Raw genomic sequence first — 16,414 nt, 5'->3', positions numbered from 1 at the left:
TTTACAATTCCAAAACATTTCAACATTGAATCTCTTAAAAAAATGAAAGAATTAAGCTATTTAAACAAATATTTCATCAAATATAAATACAGTTTCATACTTGGAATTTTAATCACAATAATCGCACAAATATTTTCACTGTTTACGCCAAAGCTTATTAGCAAGTCATTAAACGCTATTGAAAATTTTGATAAATTACCAGAAGTGCAACAAAATTCTCAGGTAATTATCGATTCTTATCGTCACGATTTAATTCATAATGTACTGTTAATCATTGCCACTACAATTGTTGCAGGCTTTTTGACTTTCTTAATGCGCCAGACTTTGATCGTGATGTCGCGTCATATTGAATTTGATTTGAAAAATGAAGTTTTCAAACAATATGAAAATCTTTCTCAGAATTTTTACAAACAAAACCGCACCGGAGATTTAATGAACCGAATTAGTGAAGATGTTTCCAAGGTTCGTATGTATGTTGGCCCGGCTGTGATGTACACGATCAATACCTTTATTCGTTTTGCAATCGTTATTATATATATGTATAATGTTTCGCCGTTATTGACACTTTATACGATTTTGCCTTTACCGATTCTGTCGTATTGTATTTTTAAACTGAGTTCAGAAATCAATAAACGTAGTACTACTTTCCAACAATATTTATCAAAAGTTTCCAGTTTTTCTCAGGAAATATTTTCGGGAATCCGTGTTATAAAAGCGTATTCACTAGAAAATCAACACCAAAATAACATGGTGGCTCTTGCCGATGAAAGCAAAAAGAAGAGTTTGGATTTAGCCAAAGTACAATCACTTTTTGGTCCTTTGATGATCGCCCTGATCGGAATCAGTAATTTGGTTGTTATTTATTTTGGAGGTTTGATGTACATTAACGGAACAATTCCGAATATTGGAACTATTGCCGAATTCATTTTATACGTAAACATGCTAACCTGGCCAGTAGCTTCATTAGGATGGGTTTCATCTATGGTTCAGGAGGCTGAAGCTTCTCAGAAACGTTTGAACGAATTTTTGAAAATTGAACCGGAAATAAAAAATAATAATGAAAATTCGTCCGATATTCAAGGTTCAATTGCTTTTGAAAACGTAAGCTATACTTATGAAGACACTAATATTGAAGCCTTAAAAAATGTAACTTTTACTGTAAAAAAAGGAGAAACATTAGCTATTTTAGGAAAAACGGGATCCGGAAAATCGACCATTTTATCTTTGATTTCCAGATTATATGATGTTACCGACGGAAGAATTACAATTGATCGAAATGAAATCAGTTCTTTGAATTTAAATGACCTCCGTAATAATATTGGAATTGTGCCACAGGATGCTTTTTTATTCTCAGACACCATTAAAAATAACATCAAATTCGGAAATCAGAATGCTACTCATGAAGAAGTAATAGCAGCTGCCAAAAATGCTGTGGTTCATGATAATATCATTGCTTTTAATAAACAATATGATACCATTTTAGGAGAAAGAGGAATCACACTTTCGGGCGGACAAAAGCAGCGCGTCTCTATTGCGAGAGCAATTATTAAGAATCCTGCGATTTTACTTTTTGATGATTGTCTGTCTGCGGTTGACACTGAAACCGAAGAAACAATCCTTAATAATTTATTCGAAATTTGTAAAGATAAAACTACAATAATAGTAAGTCATCGTGTTTCTTCTGCCAAAAATGCCGACAAAATTATTATTTTAGAAGACGGTAAAATTATACAACAAGGCTCTCATAATCAATTAATAAATCAGGAAGGTTATTATTCATCTTTATATTTAAAACAACTTTCGGAAAAAGAATTACTTTAATTGTTGTGTAATAGATAAATTTTTATGATTTTTGAGTACTATTAATTCCAAAAATGATAGAACGTATTATGAGAGAAAATGACATGTTAGAAAAAGAAGAGATTTTTTCTAAAGTATTACGAGCAGGAAGAAGAACTTATTTCTTTGATGTAAGAGCTACAAAAGCTGACGATTATTATATCACAATTACCGAAAGTAAAAAATTCACTGAGGAAGATGGTTCTTTTCATTTTAAAAAACACAAAATTTACTTGTATAAAGAAGATTTTGGAGCTTTTGCCGAAATACTAGAAGAAATGACTTCATACGTCTTGAACCACAAAGGCGAAGAAGTAATCTCTGAAAGACATCAAAAAGATTTTAAAAAAGATTACAGTTCTGATAAACCTGAAGGACAAAGATCTAGCTTTACTGATATTGATTTTGATGATATTTAGTCCCCAATAACTTTTTAAAAAGTACGAGTCCAATTTGTCCTGCATTTTGGACTTTTTTTATATATTTAAGTTTAAAAAACTAACTGTGAAAACATTAACCAAAAAACCACTTTATTTTTTATTACTTTTTCTTTGGATTTCACTTTCATATAGCCAAAAAACCAATCTGGATACTGAAAATAAGATCAACAAAATCATAAAAAATATGACTGTGGATCAAAAAATTGGTCAGGCCTGCCTTAAAGGAACTTCAAGCCGCAGTAAAGGATTATCTGATGAGCTTAAAAACGAGGTCCGAAAGGGATTAGTTGGCGCCATATTAAACCTAACTGAACCTAATCTGGTTTTTGAAATACAAAAAATCGCTGTAGAAGAAAGTCCAAATCATATTCCATTATTATTTGGAAGAGATGTCATCCACGGATATAAAACTATATTTCCGATTCCTTTAGGATTAGCTGCTTCCTGGGATATGGAATTAGTTGAAAAAACATCAAAAATTGCCGCCAATGAATCCTACTCCCGATGCATTAACTGGACCTATGCTCCAATGGTTGATATTGCGAGGGATGCCCGCTGGGGAAGAATAGCAGAATCACCGGGTGAAGATCCTTTATTGGCATCAAGACTGGGAGTTGCTTACATTAAAGGATTTCAGGGTGAAGATCCTTCTGTTCCAGGTCAAATTTTAGCCTGTGCAAAACATTTTGCCGCCTATGGTGCTGCAGAAGGTGGGAGAGATTACAACACTGTTAGCATGTCTGAAAACTTACTTCGAAATGTTTATTTAAAACCTTTTGAAGCAGCAGCAAAGTCAGGAGCCGCAACATTTATGACTTCATTTAACGACCTAAACGGCGTTCCGGCTTCTGGGAACAACTTTTTACTTAAAAAAATATTACGCGAAGAATGGAAATACGATGGCTTTGTAGTAAGCGATTGGAATTCTGTTACTGAAATGATTCCGCATGGTTTTGCTGCCGATGAGAAAGATGCAGCCCTTAAATCTGCTTCGGCGGGACTTGACATGGAAATGACCAGTTTATCTTATGCACATCATTTAAAAACATTAATAGCTGAAAAAAAAATATCCGAAAAGCAATTGGACGAAATGGTCCGTAATATTCTTAGAATCAAATTCAGAGCCGGAATTTTTGAAAATCCTTATTTTAAAGACAGGGAAAAATTTTCATTATTAACTGCTGATGCTTTACAAACTGCAAAGAATGCAGCTATTAAAAGTTGTGTTCTGTTAAAAAACGAGAATCAAATCCTGCCCTTAAAATCCAATCAAAAAATAGCTATTATTGGCCCACTGGCAGATGCCCCGAGAGAGCAATTAGGAACATGGATTTTTGATGGTAATAAAGAAGATTCCCAAACTCCTCTAAAAGCGTTGCAAAATAGTTTTGGTCAAAATAATATCTTGTATACACCCGGACTTTCACATAGCCGGTCCCTATCTGAGGAAGGTTTTTCTGCCGCAATAACAGAAGCTAAAAAATCCGATATCATATTATTTTTTGCTGGAGAAGAGGCTATTCTTTCTGGCGAGGCGCATTCCAGAGCCAACATAAATTTACCTGGTTTACAGGAAAAATTAATAGCCGAATTACAAAAAACAGGAAAACCAATTGTATTATTAGTAATGGCAGGAAGACCTATAACTTTAGCTGCTGTTTTGCCGAAAGTCAATGCTGTAATTATGGCCTGGCATCCGGGCACGATGACGGGACCGGCAATTTCTGATTTGCTTCAGGGAGTTGCAAATCCATCAGGAAAACTACCTGTAACATGGCCAAAAGAAGTGGGACAAATTCCTATTTATTACAATCACCCAAATACAGGACGACCAGCAGATCCTAAAACTTTTGTGGCTATTCAGGACATTCCTGTCGAAGCCTGGCAAAGTTCTTTAGGAAATAATTCCCACTATCTTGATGCAGGTTACGAACCGCAATTCCCTTTCGGATTTGGATTGAGTTATACAACCTTTTCCTATGAAAATTTAAAAATAGAAAAAACTGTTCTTAAAGACAATGATAAATTAAATGTTTCTGCGTTAATTACAAATACAGGAAACACTACCGGAACAGAAACAGTTCAACTATATGTGCGTGATATTACCGGAAGTATTGTGAGACCTGTCAGAGAACTTAAAGATTTTAAACAAATCGAATTAAAACCTCATGAATCCAGAACAATTCAATTTTCGATTCCAGTTTCAGACCTTGCCTTTTATAATGATCAAATGGAACTAAAAACAGAACCTGGCGATTTTAAAGTTTGGATTGCTTCGCACGCAGAAAATGGTTTGGAAGCTGATTTTAAAATTGAATAATACTTTTACTATGAAAAAAATAGCACTATCATTTTGTTTCTTTATTATTGCACTTTCCTCTTTTGCCCAAAAGGCAGAATATGATACTAAAACCAATATTCAATATTATAATGCAGCAACAAACAAATCTGACAGTTATATTAATGAAAGATGTGTTTTGGATATTTATTATCCTAAAAACACTAAAAATTTCGCGACTATAGTTTGGTTTCATGGCGGCGGATTAACCGGCGGAAGCAAGGAAATTCCGGAAGCTCTAAAAAATAAAGGCTTTGCAATTGTTGGAGTAAATTACAGATTATCTCCTAAGGTTAAAGCTGTAAAATGTATTGAAGATGCTGCGGCTGCAATTGCCTGGGCTTTTAACAATATTGCCAATTATGGCGGTGATAACACTCAAATTTTTGTTTCAGGACATTCTGCCGGTGCGTATTTAGCTTTAATGAATGGACTTGATAAAAAATGGCTTCAAAAAGAAGGAATTGATGCTAATAAAATTGCGGGATTAATTCCGTTTAGTGGGCAATGCATTACTCATTTTGAAATTAGAAGAGAAAATGGCATTCCGGAAAAGCAACCCACCATTGATACTTTTGCACCACTTTACCATGTTCGTGCCGATGCTCCGCCCCTTTTGTTAATTACCGGAGATCGTGAACTGGAAATGTTAGGTCGTTATGAAGAAAACGCTTATATGGCACGCATGATGAAATTGGCTGGACACAAGGAAACCAAACTTTATGAGTTAGACGGTTATGGTCACGGAATGACTGAACCCGGCTTTCCATTACTTGTAAACGAAGTAAACCGCATTATAAAAGAGAAACAACCAAAAAAATAATTATTAAAATAAATCCACGGCAATGGAAACGAACTTATTAATATTACCCGGACTCGGAAATTCCGGTGACAAACACTGGCAAACCTTTTGGCATAAAAAATTCGAAAACTCGATTCGCCTGGTTCAGGACAATTGGGATGAACCTGTTCGCGAAGAATGGCTTGAAAGATTAAATGAGGAAATCGCTAAACTCAACCAACCAACCATTTTAGTGGCACATAGCTTAGCTGTTTCATTAGTTTTACACTGGGCAGAAGCGAATACTAACAAAAATATTATTGGTGCATTACTAGTGGCTCCTGCCGATGTCGATTCACCTCAACATACTCCAGAAAGCACACGTAATTTTTCTCCAATTCCAACTTTTAAATTACCTTTTCCATCAATAGTTGTGGCAAGCGAAAATGATCCTTACGCCTCTTTTGAAAGGAAAAAATATTTGGCTGAAAAATGGGGAAGTGATTTTGTAAATGTGGGTCAAAAAGGGCACATTAACTCTGATTCTGATTTGAAATATTGGGAAGAGGGACAGGAAATATTAGCTCAGTTAATTCAGAAAATAAAATAGTTTTCAGTCGCAGTCTCAATATTCAGACTGGATACTGAGACTGCGACTGACGACTAGTTATCCTATTCGCAATCCATTTTCAATCTTAAAATCGGGAGCTAATAAAATCACGTCCCCCTCCTTGCCTATCGCACCAAGAACCAGGCATTCACTCATAAATTTCCCAATTTGCTTTTTAGGGAAGTTCACAACTGCTATAATTTGTCGGTTTACTAAATCTTCTTTTTTATAATGAACCGTTATTTGTGCCGATGATTTTCGGACACCAATCTCAGGACCAAAATCAATTGTTAGCTGATACGCCGGTTTTCTTGCCTCAGGAAAATCATTCACATCGATTATGGTTCCCACTCGCATTTCAGTTCTTTCAAATTCACTCCAGGTTAAATCCATTTTTGTTTTTTAATATAGTTGAATTACAAACCTATTAATTTTGTAATTATTATCCTTAATTCTATAACCATTTTTTATAACTGTGCTTCTAAATTTACAAGTAAAATTGTAAGCTAACACACAAAAAATATAGAAAATGGAAAATACGATCTTAAACAGCGACCACTCTATAAAAGATTTTGATTTTGATATTCACGAACAAAATACCGATAAATATATAAAAACAGCCAAAAATGTACAGCTTTATGTGAAAGATTACGGAAAAGGAAAACCTGTAATTTTAATTCATGGCTGGCCACTGTCTAATGAAATGTGGGAATATCAAATTGAGTTTCTGGTTCAAAATAACTATAGAGTTATTGCATACGACCGCCGTGGTTTCGGTAAATCATCACAGCCCTGGGATGGTTATGACTACGATACATTAGCTGATGATTTGAGTGAAATTATTGAACAGCTGCAATTAGAAAATGCAACACTTGTAGGCTTTTCTATGGGAGGTGGAGAAGTAGTTCGTTATTTCAGCCGTCATGGAGGAAAAGGCGTCACAAAAGCCGCTTTAATTTCATCAATAATTCCATTTTTAGCAAAAACGGATGACAATCCAGAAGGGCGTCCAAAAGAAAAAGGAGAAGCTACAGCAGCTGCCATTAGAGAGGACAGAATAGGGTTTCTTGAAAATTTTGGAAAAATATTTTTTGGTGTTACTATCATTAACAAGCCTTTGAGTACACCATTACTTGAATATTTTACTAAGCTCTGCTCAGCTGCTTCGCCAAGGGCAACGCTAAAATGTGCCGAATCTTTATCGAATACAGATTTCAGAGATGAACTTCACACTATAAAAGTTCCTACTTTAATTATTCATGGAGATGATGACAAAAATGTTCCTATTGAAGTAAGCTCAAAAAAAACCGCAGAAGCTATAGCCGACAATACTTTTATTATTTATGAAGGTGCTCCACACGGCTTATTCTATACAGCAAAAGATCGTTTAAATGAAGATTTATTAAACTTTTTAAACTCATAAAATAATGCCACAGATTGCACAGATTATAAAAATTCTCTTACATAATTAAGATAAGGTAATCTTTATAATCTGTGCAATCTGTGGCAAAATAATTATCCTTGTGCTGTTTCTTTACAGAATTAAAAGCTATTTTTGAGTAACTAATTCTTTAGAAAAAATGGCACAAACTCCTTCAAATATGATTCCGCTTGGAACAATTGCTCCAAGCTTCTATTTAAAAGACACCAACTCTAATAATGAATATTCGTTTGAAGATTTAAAAGGATCAAAAGGTACTCTTGTCATTTTTATATGCAATCATTGCCCCTTTGTGCTTCATGTGTTGCCAGAAATACTAATGATAGCCAACGATTATCGCGTACAAGGACTTGGTATGATTGCCATTTCCAGTAATGATGTTGAAAAATTTCCACAGGATTCCCCAGAACTGATGACTGAATTTGCTTTTGAAAACAAAATGGATTTCCCCTATTTGTTCGATGAAACCCAAGAAGTTGCCAAAGCTTATGAAGCAGCCTGTACACCTGATTTTTATTTATTTGATAATCAAAACCGATTATTCTACCGTGGCCAATTAGATGATTCCCGACCTGGAAACGGAATTCCATTAAGTGGAAGTGATCTTCGAAGTGCTATTGATGCTTTAATTTACAACAGAAGTTTGAAAGATCCACAAAAACCTAGTATAGGATGTAGTATCAAATGGAAATAAGCTTTTAGACTTTAAAAAGTTTACCTACCTTTACCAGTCCAATTAATTATTTACCGTGAATATTATAAATACATTTACAGCTAACTCGTTGTTGTTTTCTCATAAAAGAAAACAATGCATTGCTGTATTTAATTCTCATAGTAAAGCCTTTATTAATTAGGCCTCCGTCTATTTTACATTTTTCATTCAGACGGAGGATTACCATAAAATTTCATTCATTATTTTTTATTTGAAATGACTCCTCATTTCAGATCAACTTTGCCTTAACCACTTTAAAATTTCCAAATAATTCAATTTTCAACTGCTGATAAAGCAATTTGAAAATATTGATATTTTATACTGATTCAATAATAATAATAATAATAATAATAATAATATAGATATGAACCCAACACCAATTTTCTGCAAGACAGATTATCAGCTTTTAAGAGAGTTGATTTTAAAAAGTAAAAACGAAACAAATGCCAAAGAAATCGGTCAGCTTTCGCAAGAACTCGATCGTGCTATTATTAGTAAAGAAAGTGTTTTAGACAATTCTATCATCCGAATCAATTCGCATGTTACGATTGAAGATGTGAAAGCCAATAAACAAATGAAAATTCAAATTGTTTTACCCTCATTAGCAAATGTAACAGAAAGAAAAATATCTATTTTAGCACCGTTGAGCGTGGCTATAATTGGTTTTAAAGAAAACGATCAGGTCGATTGGGAATTACCTGCAGGGATTAAGACCTTAAAAATAATTTCGGTTGAAAACACATCTTCAGGCAATTCATAGTTTTTGAAACACCTCATTGTGAAGGTGTTTTTTTATTTCCATTTTAAAATAAAAAAACTATTCAATAAAGATTACTGAATAGTTTAAGTATAAATATATATTTCTGATTCTCCTATAATTGAGAATGTATATAACTTGTAATTGAAGCCATTTGAGTATCATCTAAATGCGCTTTTTTCTGCATTCTCACTAAAATCGGCGCCCATTCCTCCTGAGTAAATTTCTTTGGCTCATATAACTTGTGACATTTTACACAACTATTTTCATACATACTTTTACCTGCTGCCAATTCAGGAGTTAATTCTACAGCTTTCACCGTTTCAGTTACTGCCGGAGTAGCCGGAGTTGAAGCTGTTTTTTTTGTACCACACGAAACTGCAAGTAACGTTACTGCAGCTAATGTTAATATTTTTACTTTCATTGTTTTTGGTTTATTTTAAAGTAAATATAAAAAAATCCCATATGCCGAAACATATGGGATTACTATTTAAAACAATACTAAATTGTTTGTAAAATTTTATTTTACTTCCATTAATTCAACGTCGAAAATCAAAGTTGCGTTTGGTGGAATAACTCCTCCTGCACCTGCCGCTCCATAAGCTAAATCAGATGGAATTACAAAACGAGCTTTGTCACCCACTTGTAATAAAGCAATACCTTCGTCCCATCCTTCAATAACCTGACCCTGGCCTAATCTAAATTCGATTGGTTTTTTTCTTGGGTAAGAAGAATCAAAAACTTTTCCATTCTCTAACGAACCTTCGTAATGAACCGCAACTGTTTTACCAGCTTCTGCTCTTTTACCGTCTCCTTTTTGAATCATTTTGTAACGTAAACCGCTTTCTGTTTTATAAAAACCAGCAGCCAATTGCTCCATTTTTGCTTCAGATTCTGCTTTTAAAGCTGCATCTCTTTTAAGACGTGCACCTTTTAAACCAACAAAAGCTTCAATAGCATTAAATTTTTCAGCTTCCTCACCAACTCTGATGATTTCTACTGCATCAAGATTGTCTCCCTGAGCAACAGCATCAACAACATCCTGACCTTCTACAACGTGACCAAAAACAGTATGTTTTCCGTCTAACCATGAAGTTGGAACGTGAGTAATGTAAAATTGAGAACCATTACTTGCAGGTCCCGAATTTGCCATTGCCAAAACTCCCGGACGATCGTGTTTTAAACTTGGGTGAAATTCATCATCAAATTTATATCCTGGATCTCCAGTTCCAGTTCCTTTAGGACATCCACCCTGGATCATGAAATCAGGAATAACTCTGTGAAAAGTTAATCCGTCATAAAATTTTTGTCCTTGAGGTTTTACTTTATTTTCCATATTTCCTTCTGCAAGAGCTACAAAATTCCCTACGGTTCCTGGTGTTAAGTCGTGTGTCAATTTTACTAAAATCGAACCTTTGCTAGTATTGAATTTAGCGTATATTCCGTTTTCCATTGTTCTTATTTTTAATTTTGAATGCAAATTTACAAATTAATTTTTTATCAATTTTTTAGATTTTGATTTATATGTGAGACCATAAACCGTTAATGCCAATATTGAAAGACCAACACATCCGATAGCTACTGCATGCCATCCTCCTAATTTCCACAATAACAATCCGTAAGCAGATCCGGCTGCCGTTCCTAAAAAGCTAAAAGACATAAATACCGTATTTAATCTATTTCGAGCTTCTGGCAACAATGAATAAACTCTGGTTTGATTTGAAATGTGAACACCCTGAATTCCGATGTCGATAAAAACAATTCCGATTGCAATTCCGATGACACTTTCTATTGAAAAATAGAAAATTATAAAGCTTATCAATATCAATAAACAGCCATAACCAACTGCAACTCTTGAACCCCCTTTATCTCCTAATCTCCCAACCAATGGCGCCGCCAAAGCTCCCGAAGCTCCAACAATTCCGAATAAACCAATCGTAGCGCTATTAAAATGAAACGGTTCTCCGGAAAGTAGCAAAACCATTGTCGTCCAGAAGGCTCCAAATTGGGCAAAACTAAACACATTTATAAGTGTTGCTTCGCGCAGAATTGGTTGTGTTTTTATTAAGGTAAAAAGAGATTGAATTAATTGTCCATAAGTTCCCTGAAACTGAGGTTTATTAACGGGGAATTTTTTCTGAATCACAAAAAAGATCAAAAGACAAATTCCGGCAGCGATATAAAACATTGATCTCCATCCTAAAACCTGCCCAATAAAACCACTTAAAGTTCTGGAAAGTAAAATCCCGACAAGTAAACCGCTCATAATGGTTCCGATGACTTTTCCTCGCTGTTCTACTGAACTTAAGGACGCGGCCAAAGGCAAAATAAGTTGCGGCACTATCGAAGTAATTCCGATTAACAAAGAAGCGATTTGCAAAATGAAGAAACTTTTTGCTGTTGCTGCAATAATTAAAGCAATTACAGAAGCAAAAGTGGTCATTAAAATTTGCTTTTTACGTTCGAGTTTATCACCAAGCGGTACCATAAAAAACAAACCAATCGCATATCCGGCCTGAGTCAGATAGGTTATTGTTCCAGCGCTGGCTTCAGGAATCTTAAATTCGTTGGCAATTAAAACAATTAAAGGTTGGCAGTAATACAGATTTGCAACTATAAGTCCAGTGCAAGCTGTCATAAATAAGACATTCGTTTTGGATAAATTCATAATGCAAAAATACCAATCTAATCTTTATCAAAACTTTAAAAAATCTATAAATTTTTCAACAGTAAGATCAAATCAGATTGGTATTTTGGAAATTGTATTGATTTCTAAGCTTTTATTTTTTCATAAAATCTTCACGAATCGGACTAAACACATCGGTTAGCATTCCTTCTTCTAAACAAACAACTCCGTGAATCGCGTGAGGCGGAATATAAAAACTATCTCCTTCTTTTAATGTTTGTGTAACTCCTGAAATCGTAACATCAAATTTACCACTTGAAACATAAGTAACCTGAGTATGATAATGTTCATGCAAAGTACCAACTCCTCCTTTTTCAAAATGAACATTGACCAACATAACGCGATCATCATAGGCCAAAATTTTACGTTTGATTCCTTCTCCAACAACTTCCCACTCGATATCGTCTCCTTTTATAAATTCTTTGCTTGATCCGAAACTTTGCATAGTAACTCTATTTAATTAACTTTTTATTTATTGAATACTTTTAAGGTCCTTCTTCATTAACTCAGTTCCTTCAGCTAAATTGTTTTCCTTAAAATACCTTTCTAACTCTACTAACCGTTTTTTATTATCGTATTTAAATCCTGAATTTAATTTTCTTTGGCAGAGCGAACACAATCTTATAAAGTGTCTATCTGTTTCCGGCATGCTATTGGTGCCATTCATCACACAATTAGCATTAATACAATGATGCAGACCAAACATATGTCCGATTTCATGAGAACATATTTTCAGCAATCGATCTAAACATAAATTAAAATCAGCTTCTTGCTGCATTCTGCGAATAGAACTTACTGCTATTTTATCTCTGTAAGATGCCAGTCCAAAAACATAATTCCATTCGGGCTTGGGATATAAATCCTTTTCTGTTATTGCCATTAAAGCGATTCCTTTATGAGGTTTTTCTTCTTTCAAAACATTGTTTAAAATATAACCTGCTAAAAATTGTTCTTGTCCTACATCACCAATTCTTCTGGCATTATCAGGAATAATATCGTTTGAAACATTTTCTAAAACCTTAGTTTCTAATTGAAAAAAAATCTGCAAATACTGACGAACTAATTCAATTTGTTTTAATTGTACCGAATGAAATTTTCCGATAGGTTTTAAATAGATAATATTCTCTTCTTTGGATGGAACAACATGGGGTGTCTTTATAAATTGCTTAAAACTCTGCCCTTTTTCTTTATGAGAATACAGCCATTCACCAAAAACAGGCTCCCCAAGCTTAACATCATTAATTTTAATGTCTGTAAAATAGGGTTGCAGCGGTAAAATTTCTTCTGGATTTGATTGCGACTTTGGAGTTAAATTTTCTTTTTTATCTGATTGACACGAACAAAAAACCACCAAAAACAGCAAAAGAAGTTTCTTCATACAATATTATTAGATTAAATTTTTTGAAATAAAACCGCAACTAGTTTTAATGGAATCAAAAGAATTTGGGATATAATTATTCTCCTGTTCAACAAAAAAATGAATCATTCCCGATTGTTTTGCTGCTGTAAAAAAGGGTTTAAAATCAATAGCGCCTGAACCTATTTCAGCATTTAAAGCAGGATTTACTTTATCCATATCTTTAACATGCCACATATTAAAACGTCCAGGATTTTCCTTAAATAACTTGAGCGGATCGTTACCCGAACGAACTACCCAATATAAATCTAATTCAAAAGAGACTAAATTTTTATCTGTTTCTTTTAACAAAATATCATAACCTGTGATACCATTCTTGCTTTTAAACTCAAAATCGTGATTATGATAGGCTAGTTTTAAACCGGCATCTGCACACATTTTTCCGGCTTCATTTAAACGAGCGGCAATCTTGTGAAAATCATTTCTAAAAGGTTCATCAACCCAGGGAATCGTTAAATATTCATTTTTTAAAATTTTACCAGCTTCAATTGCGGCTTTAACTTCTTCTAAATTTCCATCATATAGAAAGCTTCCTAAATTATAATGTCCGCTAACTGCTTTTAAATTATTTGTGTCTAAGATTTTTTTAAGTTCAATTGGTGTCAATCCCCAAAATTGGTCTTTGATAGAAAAGCCATATGTTTCGACTGTAGTGTATCCTGCTTTTGCAACTTTTTCTAAAGTCGATTTTACATCTTTTGGAAGTTCATCACGCAAGGTGTATAACTGCAAACCTATTTCTTTTTTATCCATGGTAAAGGCAAATGATGGCGAAGCTAAAACTGCAGTTGCAGCCAGGCTTGTATTTATAATGAAGTTTCTTCTTGTGATCATTTCTTATTTTAAAAAAATCCGAAAGTAAATCTACTCTTTTTATTGAAATTCTTTACATTTCATTTAAAAATTGATTTTCAAAATCATTGATAAATTTTTGAAGAGAATTAAGTGTTTCTTCATTTGTAATTTTTCCTTCTTCATTAATTTTTCCACGAACACCTTGTATTAGCAGCAAATTTTCATCTTCAAATTGTGCTTCTAAAGTTTTCATTATTAAAACTAATTGTTCGTGTGCCATTTCTCCAGAAGCAGAAGCGGTTATTAATCCAACTTTCTTTTTTGAGAAAATGGTAGTTGAAACGCACCATTCCAATGCATTTTTCAAACTTCCGGGTAAACTAAAAACATATTCAGGCGTACAGATTATGATTCCATCAGTCTGAGCAATTTTATTTCGGAATGAAAGAATCTTTTCCGACGGGTTTTCTGTGTCTAAATCTGGATTAAAATGAGGCAATTCATCTAAATCTTCAAAAATTTCAACTTCAAACTGAGTTTCAATATTTTCTGAGATGAATTGTAGAATCTTATAATTACTGGAGTTTTTTCTTGTACTGCCAGTAATGGCGAGGATTTTTATTTTTTTTAAAGACATTGTAATCGTAAAAATTAATTTCTTTAAAAATAAAGTAATTAAAACTAATACAACAAATAATACTTCTTCTGATTATTTCGCAGTCAATAAATTCATTGTTGCCAATTTATCAGAATCCAGCGCTTGTGGAGGATAACTTTGCTTTTCATTTCTAAAAGAAGATACTTTACCACTTTTATCTACATACATATAGCTGTAATTCCAATAACTTGAACCTGCCTCTCTTGAATCATTTCTATTTGACTGATCATAAATTTGATCAGCATAAACAAGTATTTCTCCATTTGTACTATTATCAAACACTCTTATAGGAGTACCCCAGGTTTTTATAAGATTTTGTTTCGTTTTTCCAACCAAGTGATCTCCTGTCGTTTTTGAACTCGAGCATGCAGATAAAAGGAGTATAGTTATTAATAGGATATAATTTTTCATAGAATCAGTATTTAATGTTTTTTGGCAGAATTGAATAAATTAATTAGGAAAGTAATATTACTTAAAGTTATACGATATGAGTTTACATAAAATCATTCTAATGTTATATAATTATTATGTATTTAACTGAAATTAAATAAATTACAAAAAAAATATCTGTAAGCTCTATCTAAATAAATGACTTACATATTTGATTTTTGTTTTTTAAAATTCTCAAATATTTACTTTGTATCTTTGCGACCTAGAACTTTTGAAGAAAAAAAATGCGAATTGATATTATTACAATTTTACCAGAATTATTAAAGAGTCCGTTTGAGGCTTCGATTATGAAACGAGCCATTGATAAAGGTTTAGTTGAAGTACATTTTCATAATTTGCGTGATTATACTACCAATAAACAAAAAAGTGTTGATGACTATCCTTTTGGAGGTGGTGCCGGAATGGTAATGACCGTACAGCCAATTGACGATTGCATTACGCATTTGAAAAGTCAGCGTGAATACGATGAAATCATATATATGTCGCCAGATGGAGAAACGCTGAATCAAAAAATGGCCAACACTATGTCAATGTATGAAAACATTATCATTTTATGCGGACATTATAAAGGTGTAGATCAGCGTGTACGAGATCATTTTATTACCAAAGAAATTTCAATTGGTGATTATGTTTTATCTGGCGGAGAATTAGGCGCTTTAGTTCTATCTGATGCTTTAATCCGTTTAATTCCTGGTGTTTTAAGTGATGAAACTTCGGCTTTGACCGATAGTTTTCAGGATAATTTGCTTTCAGGACCTATATATACAAGACCTGCAGATTATAAAGGATGGAAAGTCCCTGAAGTTTTGACGAGCGGTCACTTTGCCAAAATCGATAAATGGCGCGAGGATATGGCTTACGAGCATACTAAAAACAGACGCCCGGATTTGCTACAGGAGTAGTTTTCAGTCCCAGTCTCAGTTTTCAGTGAATTCGATTACCTGCCAACCGTGACCGAAAACTGAGACTAACATCCATTTTATCAACAAGTTAAAATAATTTACAATTTACAATTTATAATTCATAATTATTTTCTACATTTGCACCCGAATTAGACTAACCTCTGGCGAGATCCGTGAATGTTGCTCTATAAAAAAACCATAATTAAAGATATCATGGCAGATTTAATGAAATTCGTTCAAACCGAATTAGTTGCTAAAAAAGATTTCCCTGTTTTCGGAGCTGGAGATACTATCACAGTTTTCTACGAAATTAAAGAGGGTGAAAAAACAAGAACTCAGTTTTTTAAAGGAGTTGTTATTCAAAGAAGAGGTTCTGGTAACACAGAAACTTTTACTATTCGTAAAATGTCAGGTGCTATTGGAGTTGAGCGTATCTTCCCGGTAAACTTGCCAGCTTTGCAAAAAATTGAAATCAACAAGAAAGGTGCTGTTCGTAGAGCTAGAATTTTCTACTTCAGAGAACTTACTGGTAAAAAAGCTAAGATTAAAGATAAAAGAAGATAATCATTTATCTCTTTGTTATAAAAA

At 33.6% G+C, this 16,414-nt stretch carries 19 protein-coding genes; 10 read left to right on the top strand and 9 right to left on the bottom strand.

Translation table 11 applies throughout. From position 1 onward, the window contains the following. The first annotated feature begins 42 nt into the window (after window positions 1-42). From AC6CH4_RS13760 to AC6CH4_RS13740, 5 genes are all read left to right on the top strand, one after another. On the top strand, window positions 43-1,821 hold the full coding sequence (locus AC6CH4_RS13760) for an ABC transporter ATP-binding protein (protein ID WP_498103809.1): 1,779 nt from the start codon (window positions 43-45) through the stop codon (window positions 1,819-1,821). A gap of 68 nt (window positions 1,822-1,889) precedes the next feature. After that, entirely contained in the window at window positions 1,890-2,258 is a 369-nt protein-coding gene (locus AC6CH4_RS13755) for a PUR family DNA/RNA-binding protein (protein ID WP_056186704.1), read from the top strand. A gap of 85 nt (window positions 2,259-2,343) precedes the next feature. Then, window positions 2,344-4,599, top strand: a complete 2,256-nt coding sequence (gene bglX, locus AC6CH4_RS13750; RefSeq protein ID WP_498103807.1) for a beta-glucosidase BglX — start codon at window positions 2,344-2,346, stop codon at window positions 4,597-4,599. 10 nt (window positions 4,600-4,609) lie between these two features. Continuing rightward, window positions 4,610-5,440 (top strand): alpha/beta hydrolase, encoded by an 831-nt coding sequence (locus AC6CH4_RS13745; RefSeq protein ID WP_498103805.1) that lies wholly within the window; start codon window positions 4,610-4,612, stop codon window positions 5,438-5,440. 22 nt (window positions 5,441-5,462) lie between these two features. Next, a complete protein-coding gene (locus tag AC6CH4_RS13740) occupies window positions 5,463-6,008 on the top strand; it encodes an RBBP9/YdeN family alpha/beta hydrolase (protein ID WP_498103803.1) in 546 nt (181 codons plus the stop codon). Between the two features lie 57 nt (window positions 6,009-6,065). On the opposite strand, the gene AC6CH4_RS13735 is transcribed toward AC6CH4_RS13740, so the two are convergent. Next, complete coding sequence (locus AC6CH4_RS13735) at window positions 6,066-6,401, bottom strand: tRNA-binding protein (RefSeq protein ID WP_498103801.1); 336 nt, start codon at window positions 6,399-6,401, stop codon at window positions 6,066-6,068. 136 nt (window positions 6,402-6,537) lie between these two features. Between AC6CH4_RS13735 and AC6CH4_RS13730 the strand changes: the two genes are divergently transcribed. The 3 genes from AC6CH4_RS13730 to AC6CH4_RS13720 all read left to right on the top strand — a co-directional run bounded on the left by AC6CH4_RS13730 (window position 6,538) and on the right by AC6CH4_RS13720 (window position 8,921). Then, the gene (locus tag AC6CH4_RS13730) at window positions 6,538-7,431 is read left to right on the top strand and encodes an alpha/beta fold hydrolase (protein ID WP_498103799.1); all 894 of its coding nucleotides are present in this window, start codon (window positions 6,538-6,540) and stop codon (window positions 7,429-7,431) included. Window positions 7,432-7,588: 157 nt separating this feature from the next. Next, the gene (locus AC6CH4_RS13725) at window positions 7,589-8,143 is read left to right on the top strand and encodes a thioredoxin family protein (RefSeq protein ID WP_498103797.1); all 555 of its coding nucleotides are present in this window, start codon (window positions 7,589-7,591) and stop codon (window positions 8,141-8,143) included. Window positions 8,144-8,525: 382 nt separating this feature from the next. Further along, complete coding sequence (locus tag AC6CH4_RS13720) at window positions 8,526-8,921, top strand: GreA/GreB family elongation factor (RefSeq protein ID WP_498103795.1); 396 nt, start codon at window positions 8,526-8,528, stop codon at window positions 8,919-8,921. A gap of 112 nt (window positions 8,922-9,033) precedes the next feature. Here AC6CH4_RS13720 and AC6CH4_RS13715 read toward each other — a convergent pair whose 3' ends face one another. The 8 genes from AC6CH4_RS13715 to AC6CH4_RS13680 all read right to left on the bottom strand — a co-directional run bounded on the left by AC6CH4_RS13715 (window position 9,034) and on the right by AC6CH4_RS13680 (window position 14,885). Then, the gene (locus AC6CH4_RS13715) at window positions 9,034-9,342 is read right to left on the bottom strand and encodes a cytochrome c (RefSeq protein ID WP_498103793.1); all 309 of its coding nucleotides are present in this window, start codon (window positions 9,340-9,342) and stop codon (window positions 9,034-9,036) included. A 96-nt stretch (window positions 9,343-9,438) separates the two neighbouring features. Continuing rightward, window positions 9,439-10,371, bottom strand: a complete 933-nt coding sequence (locus AC6CH4_RS13710; RefSeq protein WP_498103791.1) for a peptidylprolyl isomerase — start codon at window positions 10,369-10,371, stop codon at window positions 9,439-9,441. 36 nt (window positions 10,372-10,407) lie between these two features. Continuing rightward, the gene (locus tag AC6CH4_RS13705) at window positions 10,408-11,556 is read right to left on the bottom strand and encodes an MFS transporter (RefSeq protein ID WP_498103789.1); all 1,149 of its coding nucleotides are present in this window, start codon (window positions 11,554-11,556) and stop codon (window positions 10,408-10,410) included. 142 nt (window positions 11,557-11,698) lie between these two features. Further along, window positions 11,699-12,049: a cupin domain-containing protein gene (locus AC6CH4_RS13700; protein WP_498103787.1), complete on the bottom strand. Its 351-nt coding sequence runs from the start codon at window positions 12,047-12,049 to the stop codon at window positions 11,699-11,701. A gap of 27 nt (window positions 12,050-12,076) precedes the next feature. Then, the gene (locus tag AC6CH4_RS13695) at window positions 12,077-12,982 is read right to left on the bottom strand and encodes a Zn-dependent protease (RefSeq protein ID WP_498103785.1); all 906 of its coding nucleotides are present in this window, start codon (window positions 12,980-12,982) and stop codon (window positions 12,077-12,079) included. 9 nt (window positions 12,983-12,991) lie between these two features. Then, window positions 12,992-13,855, bottom strand: coding sequence for a sugar phosphate isomerase/epimerase family protein (locus tag AC6CH4_RS13690; RefSeq protein WP_498103783.1), 864 nt, complete (start codon window positions 13,853-13,855; stop codon window positions 12,992-12,994). A 52-nt stretch (window positions 13,856-13,907) separates the two neighbouring features. After that, the gene (locus tag AC6CH4_RS13685; RefSeq protein WP_498103781.1) at window positions 13,908-14,453 is read right to left on the bottom strand and encodes an NADPH-dependent FMN reductase; all 546 of its coding nucleotides are present in this window, start codon (window positions 14,451-14,453) and stop codon (window positions 13,908-13,910) included. Window positions 14,454-14,525: 72 nt separating this feature from the next. Then, the gene (locus AC6CH4_RS13680; RefSeq protein ID WP_498103779.1) at window positions 14,526-14,885 is read right to left on the bottom strand and encodes a hypothetical protein; all 360 of its coding nucleotides are present in this window, start codon (window positions 14,883-14,885) and stop codon (window positions 14,526-14,528) included. A 263-nt stretch (window positions 14,886-15,148) separates the two neighbouring features. On the opposite strand from AC6CH4_RS13680, the gene trmD reads away from it, so the two are divergent. Together trmD and rplS are read left to right on the top strand one after the other, a co-directional pair. Further along, window positions 15,149-15,826, top strand: a complete 678-nt coding sequence (gene trmD / locus AC6CH4_RS13675) for a tRNA (guanosine(37)-N1)-methyltransferase TrmD (protein WP_192185512.1) — start codon at window positions 15,149-15,151, stop codon at window positions 15,824-15,826. A 213-nt stretch (window positions 15,827-16,039) separates the two neighbouring features. Beyond that, entirely contained in the window at window positions 16,040-16,390 is a 351-nt protein-coding gene (gene rplS, locus AC6CH4_RS13670; protein WP_007804248.1) for a 50S ribosomal protein L19, read from the top strand. Window positions 16,391-16,414 lie beyond the last annotated feature (24 nt).

The sequence above is a fragment of the Flavobacterium sp. GQ95 genome, from assembly GCF_059758655.1.
This window is presented reverse-complemented; position numbering and strand designations above follow the sequence as displayed.

Excerpts from the sequence above, each read along its gene's own strand:
- AC6CH4_RS13735 (WP_498103801.1), bottom strand. The coding sequence starts at position 6,401 with ATGGATTTAACCTGGAGTGAATTTGAAAGAACTGAAATGCGAGTGGGA.
- AC6CH4_RS13680 (WP_498103779.1), bottom strand. The coding sequence starts at position 14,885 with ATGAAAAATTATATCCTATTAATAACTATACTCCTTTTATCTGCATGC.
- AC6CH4_RS13730 (WP_498103799.1), top strand. The coding sequence starts at position 6,538 with ATGGAAAATACGATCTTAAACAGCGACCACTCTATAAAAGATTTTGAT.
- AC6CH4_RS13725 (WP_498103797.1), top strand. The coding sequence starts at position 7,589 with ATGGCACAAACTCCTTCAAATATGATTCCGCTTGGAACAATTGCTCCA.
- AC6CH4_RS13760 (WP_498103809.1), top strand. The coding sequence starts at position 43 with ATGAAAGAATTAAGCTATTTAAACAAATATTTCATCAAATATAAATAC.
- AC6CH4_RS13755 (WP_056186704.1), top strand. The coding sequence starts at position 1,890 with ATGAGAGAAAATGACATGTTAGAAAAAGAAGAGATTTTTTCTAAAGTA.
- AC6CH4_RS13740 (WP_498103803.1), top strand. The coding sequence starts at position 5,463 with ATGGAAACGAACTTATTAATATTACCCGGACTCGGAAATTCCGGTGAC.
- AC6CH4_RS13720 (WP_498103795.1), top strand. The coding sequence starts at position 8,526 with ATGAACCCAACACCAATTTTCTGCAAGACAGATTATCAGCTTTTAAGA.
- AC6CH4_RS13690 (WP_498103783.1), bottom strand. The coding sequence starts at position 13,855 with ATGATCACAAGAAGAAACTTCATTATAAATACAAGCCTGGCTGCAACT.
- AC6CH4_RS13715 (WP_498103793.1), bottom strand. The coding sequence starts at position 9,342 with ATGAAAGTAAAAATATTAACATTAGCTGCAGTAACGTTACTTGCAGTT.
- trmD (WP_192185512.1), top strand. The coding sequence starts at position 15,149 with ATGCGAATTGATATTATTACAATTTTACCAGAATTATTAAAGAGTCCG.
- rplS (WP_007804248.1), top strand. The coding sequence starts at position 16,040 with ATGGCAGATTTAATGAAATTCGTTCAAACCGAATTAGTTGCTAAAAAA.
- AC6CH4_RS13745 (WP_498103805.1), top strand. The coding sequence starts at position 4,610 with ATGAAAAAAATAGCACTATCATTTTGTTTCTTTATTATTGCACTTTCC.
- AC6CH4_RS13695 (WP_498103785.1), bottom strand. The coding sequence starts at position 12,982 with ATGAAGAAACTTCTTTTGCTGTTTTTGGTGGTTTTTTGTTCGTGTCAA.
- AC6CH4_RS13685 (WP_498103781.1), bottom strand. The coding sequence starts at position 14,453 with ATGTCTTTAAAAAAAATAAAAATCCTCGCCATTACTGGCAGTACAAGA.
- AC6CH4_RS13705 (WP_498103789.1), bottom strand. The coding sequence starts at position 11,556 with ATGACAGCTTGCACTGGACTTATAGTTGCAAATCTGTATTACTGCCAA.
- AC6CH4_RS13700 (WP_498103787.1), bottom strand. The coding sequence starts at position 12,049 with ATGCAAAGTTTCGGATCAAGCAAAGAATTTATAAAAGGAGACGATATC.
- AC6CH4_RS13710 (WP_498103791.1), bottom strand. The coding sequence starts at position 10,371 with ATGGAAAACGGAATATACGCTAAATTCAATACTAGCAAAGGTTCGATT.